This is a genomic window from Streptomyces sp. ActVer (assembly GCF_027270795.1).
Classification (GTDB): Bacteria; Actinomycetota; Actinomycetes; order Streptomycetales; family Streptomycetaceae; genus Streptomyces; species Streptomyces umbrinus_A.
Window position 1 is genome coordinate 1 of the sequence record NZ_JAPWHT010000550.1, and the last position, 6,217, is coordinate 6,217.

Here is a 6,217-nt window from a genome sequence, read left to right on the forward strand (position 1 = left end):
GGCAGGCCCCGCCGTGCCGGCTCCAGCCCCGGCTCCGCAGCCTGCCGCCCATTTCGCACCGCCCCAGGGAGCCACGCCACCGCCGGCCCCCGCGCCTTCGGTGCACGCGGCGCCGACCATCATCGCGCCCATGACCCCGCCCGGCGGCGCCCCGGTACCGCCTCCGGCTCCCGCCCCGGCGCCCTACGGGCAGCCCGGCCAGCAGCAGCCTCCGTACGGTCAGGCCCCCGGCCAGACCGCACCCCTGCCGCCCGGCTACGGACAGCCCCAGGCACCCCAGGCGCCCGCTCCGCCTCCGGGCTACGGCCAGCCGACCCCGCCTCCCGGCTACGGTCAGCAGCCTCCGTTCGGCCAGGTGCCCGGTCAGCCCGGCGCACCGGGTGTGCCAGGTGCGCCCGCCGCCTACGGAGTGCCTCAGGGCGCTCCCCAGGGAGGCGCCGGTGTCACCGCGGCGCTGCAGGCGTACAAGGAGACGCCCACCGGGCAGCGCTGGACCCAGCAGAACAAGAAGATGGTCCGTGTCGACCTCGGCATGGGCGGCGACCAGGCCGTACTGGCCCGCCAGGGCAGCATGGTGCTCTACCAGGGCAAGGTCGACTTCAGCTACAAGGGCGCCGGATTCTCTGGGCGGATCGTGGGCAACGCGACCGGCCAGGAGATGCAGCTCATGCGCTGTTCGGGCCGTGGCCAGGTCTTCCTCGCGGAGAACGGCGCCATGCTGCACCCCATCGAGCTGCAAGGAGACGCCGTCTGTGTCTCCGCGGAGAACGTCCTCGCCTTCGACGAGACGCTGCAGTACGAGGTGCGTCGCGTCGAAGGACACGGCATCCCCGGAGGCGCTCTGTTCACGATGCAGTTCCAGGGCACCGGCACGGTCGTCGTGAAGACGCGTGGCGTGCCCGTCGTCCTGCCCGTGACGCCGACGACGTTCGCCGACTGCAACGCCGTCGTCGCGTGGTCCGCCGCCTCCCAGGTGATCGTCTCCAGCCAGGTGCGGATGCGCAGGAACGCCTACCCGGGCGACACCGGAGAGAGCGTGAACCTCCAGTTCCGCGGCGCGCCCGGCAATTTCATCGTCGTCCAGCCGTTCGAGGTCTGAGGGAGCCCGTCCTATGAACCAGCAGCTTGCGGGCTTCGCCCCGGCACCCGTTGCCGCACGCATGGAGAACCACGGCAACCACATGCTCAAGGTCGCCATGCAGACCGGAAACGACCTCCTCGCGCGCGTGGGGTCGATGGTCGCCTACGAAGGCTTCGTCCAGTACGAGCCGAATCCGCCGGCCGTGCGCCAGATCGCCAAGGGCTGGATGACTGGCGAGGGCGCACCCCTGATGAAGTGCTCCGGAGACGGTCTGCTGTACCTCTCCGACTACGGGGCGAACGTCGTCGTCATCAACCTCAACGGCGACGCGATCTCCGTCAACGCCACCAACCTGCTCGCTTTCGACGCGCACCTCACCTGGGGCGTCGAGCGCGTCAAGGGGCTGGCGAAGTTCGCCGGACAGGGCCTGTGGAACACCAAGATCTCCGGGCAGGGCTGGGTCGCCCTGACCTCCCGGGGCAAGCCCATCGTCGTCGACTGCGGCGGCGGCGAGGACGAGACGTACGTCGACCCTGACGCGCTCGTCGCCTGGTCGCCGAACCTCAAGGTGAAGGGCAAGCGCAGCTTCAAGGCGCAGTCCCTGATCGGGCGGGGCAGCGGCGAGGCCTTCCAGATGGCCTTCTCCGGACAGGGCATCGTCGTCGTCCAGCCCAGCGAGGACAGCACCGACCGCCTCCGGGTACGGGGCTGAGGGGGAGCACACACACCATGCAGAGCCCGCTTTTCGCCTACAACGACCAGCAGTCCCAGGAGCGCTACAGCCTGCAGAACAAGCAGATGCTGCGCGTCGTCCTGGAGGGACATGACGACATGCTGGCCCGCAAGGGCACCATGGTCGCGTACCAGGGTCTTGTGGAGTTCGACGCCGAGTACCAGAACTCCGGGCAGCAGCGTTCGCGCGCGGCCACCGGAGAGGGCCTCGACCTGATGCGCTGCCACGGGCAGGGCACCGTCTACCTGGCCAACCTCGCCCAGCACATCCATGTGGTGGACGTGGACCAGGACGGCCTCACCGTGGACAGCAGTTACGTCCTCGCGATGGACTCCTCGCTGCACCACGAGGTGATCGCCGTGGACAGCCAGTACGGGATCTCCGGCTCCGGCAAGTACCAGCTCAACATCACCGGGCGCGGCAAGGTCGCCCTGATGACGTCGGGCATGCCGCTGATGCTTCAGGTCACGCCCGACCGGTACGTCAACTGCGACGCCGACGCGATCGTCGCCTGGTCGACGAGTCTGCGCGTACAGATGCAGGCCCAGACCCACTCCTCCGGCGTGTTCCGGCGCCGCGGCAACACCGGTGAGGGCTGGGAGCTCAGCTTCATGGGCCAGGGGTACGCGCTCGTCCAGCCCAGCGAGATGCTGCCGCCGCAGAACGCGGCGATCGGGTCGGGCGTTGCCGCCCAGTTCGGGATGGGGCAGCAGGGGGCCCGGGGACAGAACCAGGGCAACGCCTGGAGTTAGGACCTTTCGCTCGGCACTCTTCGGAGTGCCCCGCGAAAGGTCCGGAGCAGGTGGTTGGCTGCGGGCCCGCCGTGGCTGGGCGCGCAGTTCCCCGCGCCCTTGACAGGGCGCCCTTGTCAGTGTGTGTAAGGGGCGGTCGCTAGTGCGGCCGCCCCTTACACGTGCCTCTTCAGAGCCTTGCTCGTGTTGCGCTCACCAGGCGTACGACCGAGTCGTCGGCCACCTTCGCCACCTCGTCGTACGGGAACCAGCGCAGGTCGAGGGACTCGTCGCTGATCTCCTGGACGGCGCCCGGCTCGGCCACGACCGCGTACTGGACGTCGAAGTGGCAGTGGCAGGGCGGCGGGATGGGATGACGGTCCAGGCGTACGGGACCGCCCGGGAGCAGGGTCAGGCCCGCGATGCCCGACTCCTCCGTGGCCTCGCGCAGCGCCGCGGCCTCCAGCGTGGCGTCACCGGGCTCGCAGTGACCGCCCATCTGGAGCCACATCCGCAGCTTTTTGTGAAGCGTCAGCAGCACCCTGCCGTGCCCGGGATCGATCACCAGGGCGCTCGCCGTGACGTGCCCGGCCGTGCAGGCCTTCCACATGCCGTCCGGATGTGCCTCCAGATGGTCGAGATAGGCCTGGCGCAGTTCCTCCTGGCCCTCGATGCCCTTCAGGGCCAGGACGGCGTCGTCGTACAGGCTCACTTGTCGTCGTCGCCCTTTTCCTCGCCCTTTTCGTCGTCCTTGGGCTCGTCCTTCGTGAGGTTCGGCTTCTCGGAGGGACCGCTCGCGGCCTCGCCGAGCATCTTGTCGAGCTCGGAGAAGTCCAACTGCTCGCGGTGCACGAAGCCGTCCGGGTCGTCCAGGTCGGAGGCGGTCGGCAGCATGTCCGGGTGCGCCCACAGCCCGTCGCGGCCGTCGACACCGCGCGCGTCCGTGAGCGAGGCCCACAGGCGCGAGGCGTCCCGCAGGCGGCGCGGGCGCAGCTCCAGGCCGATCAGGGTGGCGAAGGTCTGCCCGGCGGGGCCGCCCGTCGCACGGCGGCGGCGCAGCGTCTCCCGAAGCGCGTCGGCGGACGACAGACGCGGCTTCGCGGCCGAGTGGACCACCGCGTCCACCCAGCCCTCGACGAGCGCGAGCGCCGTCTCCAGGCGGGCCAGGGCGGCCTTCTGCTCGGGCGTGTCCTCCGGCTGGAACATGCCCTGCTGGAGTGCCTGCTGCAGCTCCTCCGGGTTCTGCGGGTCGAACTGGCCGACCACGTCCTCCAGCTTGGCCGTGTCGACCTTGATCCCGCGCGCGTACCCCTCGACCGCGCCGAACAGGTGCGAGCGCAGCCACGGCACGTGGGCGAAGAGCCGCTGGTGGGCGGCCTCGCGCAGGGCGAGGTAGAGCCGCACCTCCTCCTGCGGGACGCTCAGGTCCTTGCCGAACGACTCGATGTTCAGCGGCAGCAGCGCGGCCTTGCCGACCGGGCCGAGCGGCAGGCCGATGTCGGTCGAGCCGACGACCTCGCCCGCGAGGACGCCCACGGCCTGCCCGATCTGCGTGCCGAACATGGCGCCGCCCATGGAGCGCATCATCCCGAGGAGCGGGCCCGCCATGGCCTGCATCTCCTCGGGCAGTACGTCGCCCATGGCCGCGCCGACCCGCTCGGCGACCGGGTCGACGAGCTCCTTCCACACCGGCAGGGTCGCCTCGACCCACTCCGCGCGGCTCCAGGCCACCGCGGAGCCGGCGCCGGACGGCAGCGACGTCGCGTCGTCCAGCCACAGGTCGGCCAGGCGCACCGCCTCGTCGACCTGGGTGCGCTCGGCGGGGCCGATGCTCGCGTCCTTGGTGCCGTCGGGGGTGCCCTGGGACACCGTCTGGCGGGCGATCTGCTTGGCCATGTCCCAGTTCACCGGCCCGCCCTCGTACGAGAGCATCTGGCCGAGCTGCTGGAACGCGGCGCCCAGGTCGTTGGGGTTCAGCGAACCGAACATGGCTGCGAGCGGGTTGTCGCCACCCGGTCCTCCGGGCCCGAAACCGAACGGGTTGGCGGGTCCCTGACCACCACCGCTCTGCTGGTCCTTCTTCTTGCCCTCGTCGCCGTCGTCCGGCTCCTCCGGCGGAAGGCCGAATCCGAATGGGGTGTCACTCACGGGATTCCTCGGCTGTTAAGGCCGCCGGTTCGCTCCGACGGCGGCTGCCCTACATCACCACCCAGCGTAGACACCACAACCGGTTCGGGCCTCGGTGCTTCGCCGACTCAGCGGCTGCGGCAGGATGGATGCCACCTGGTACGTACGCGTCACGCGCGTTCTTACTGAAGACAACCGCTGGAGACGCCCGGTGAGTTCCCCAGATCCACAGGTTCGCGCAGCGCGAAACCCATCAGCCCACCCGTCGCCCGACCACCGCCCCTCAACGACGGCGCTGCGCGCCGGCGGGACATCTGCCGTACGCGGCCCCGTCGTCGCGATCACCGGCGCCGCGGCCGGAATCGGCGCGATGCTCACCGAGCGGCTCGTCGCCAGCGACGAGATCAAGCAGGTCATCGCCATCGACGAGCGGCGCGGTGAGTGCGCGGCCGCGCAGTGGCACATCCTGGATGTCCGGGATCCGGCTATCGCCGAGAAGCTGCGCGGCGCGGACGTCGTGGTGCACCTCGCGCTCGATCTCGACCTGGAGACGGATCCGGCCGCACGGACGGCCTACAACGTGCGGGGGACACAGACCGTGCTGACGGCCGCCGCCGCGGCCGGGGTGCACCGTGTCGTGCTGTGCACCTCGGCGATGGTCTACGGAGCCCTGCCCGACAACGAACTGCCCCTCTCCGAAGACGCCGAACTGCAGGCGACCGCGGAGGCCACGGGCGTGGGGGACCTTCTGGAGGTCGAGCGGCTCGCGCGGCGGGCGCCGCGTGCGCATCCCGGGCTCAACGTCACCGTCGTACGGCCTGCCGTGCTGGTCGGAGGCACCGACACGGCGCTCACCCGGTACTTCGAGTCGCCCCGGCTGCTGGTCGTCGCCGGGTCCCGGCCCGTCTGGCAGTTCTGCCACGTCGAGGACCTGTGCGGGGCTCTGGAGTACGCCGTTCTGGAGAAGGTCGAAGGGGAGCTGGCCGTCGGGTGCGAGGGGTGGCTGGAGCAGGAGGAGGTCGAGGAGCTCAGCGGGATCCGGCGGATGGAGTTGCCGTCGGCCGTCGCGCTGGGGGCCGCGGCCCGGCTGCACCGGATCGGGCTCACGCCGTCTCCGGCGGGGGATCTTGCCTACACGATGTATCCCTGGGTGGTGAGCGGGAGCCGGCTGCATGATGCCGGGTGGCGGCCGCAGTGGACCAATGAGGAGGTTCTCGCGGAGCTTCTGGAGGAGGTTGCCGGGCGGCACACTCTGGCCGGGCGGCGGCTTGGGCGGAAGGATGCCACTGCCGCGGGGGCCGCGGGGGCGACTGTTGCTCTGTTGGGTACGGCTGCGTTGGTGCGGCGGGCTCGGAAGGCTCGGCGGCGGATCTGAGACGGTGGGGGCGTCGGCGCGGGGTTTCTCGCCCCCGCCGCCCCTTCCCATTCCCGTCCCTTTCTGGGGTCTCCGCCCCCAGGCCCCCGATATCGCGCTGGACGCGCTCCTCCTCAAACGCCGGGCGGGCTGGGGGCGGGGGCTGACCGGGTCTACAACGGCGAGAGATC

Annotated in this window: 6 protein-coding genes; 4 read left to right on the forward strand and 2 right to left on the reverse strand. The window is 70.8% G+C overall.

Translation table 11 applies throughout. From position 1 onward, the window contains the following. The 3 genes from O3Q52_RS47060 to O3Q52_RS47070 all read left to right on the forward strand — a co-directional run. Positions 1 to 1,099 (forward strand): AIM24 family protein (locus tag O3Q52_RS47060; protein WP_269654610.1); only part of this gene is annotated, 1,099 nt, incomplete at its 5' end. Between the two features lie 13 nt (positions 1,100 to 1,112). Beyond that, positions 1,113 to 1,793: an AIM24 family protein gene (locus O3Q52_RS47065; RefSeq protein WP_269654611.1), complete on the forward strand. Its 681-nt coding sequence runs from the start codon at positions 1,113 to 1,115 to the stop codon at positions 1,791 to 1,793. Between the two features lie 17 nt (positions 1,794 to 1,810). Beyond that, positions 1,811 to 2,566: an AIM24 family protein gene (locus O3Q52_RS47070; protein WP_269654612.1), complete on the forward strand. Its 756-nt coding sequence runs from the start codon at positions 1,811 to 1,813 to the stop codon at positions 2,564 to 2,566. A gap of 169 nt (positions 2,567 to 2,735) precedes the next feature. Here the strand turns inward: O3Q52_RS47070 and O3Q52_RS47075 are convergent, their stop codons facing one another. Further along, positions 2,736 to 3,257: an NUDIX hydrolase gene (locus O3Q52_RS47075; protein WP_269654613.1), complete on the reverse strand. Its 522-nt coding sequence runs from the start codon at positions 3,255 to 3,257 to the stop codon at positions 2,736 to 2,738. Further along, the gene (locus tag O3Q52_RS47080; protein ID WP_269654614.1) at positions 3,254 to 4,693 is read right to left on the reverse strand and encodes a zinc-dependent metalloprotease; all 1,440 of its coding nucleotides are present in this window, start codon (positions 4,691 to 4,693) and stop codon (positions 3,254 to 3,256) included. Before O3Q52_RS47080 ends, O3Q52_RS47075 begins: the two co-directional genes overlap by 4 nt. A 190-nt stretch (positions 4,694 to 4,883) precedes the next feature. Between O3Q52_RS47080 and O3Q52_RS47085 the strand changes: the two genes are divergently transcribed. Then, positions 4,884 to 6,047 (forward strand): SDR family oxidoreductase, encoded by a 1,164-nt coding sequence (locus O3Q52_RS47085; protein WP_269654615.1) that lies wholly within the window; start codon positions 4,884 to 4,886, stop codon positions 6,045 to 6,047. The last annotated feature ends 170 nt before the right edge of the window (positions 6,048 to 6,217 follow it).

Coding starts and splice junctions, on each gene's coding strand:
- O3Q52_RS47070 (WP_269654612.1), top strand. CDS start 1,811: ATGCAGAGCCCGCTTTTCGCCTACAACGACCAGCAGTCCCAGGAGCGC.
- O3Q52_RS47065 (WP_269654611.1), top strand. CDS start 1,113: ATGAACCAGCAGCTTGCGGGCTTCGCCCCGGCACCCGTTGCCGCACGC.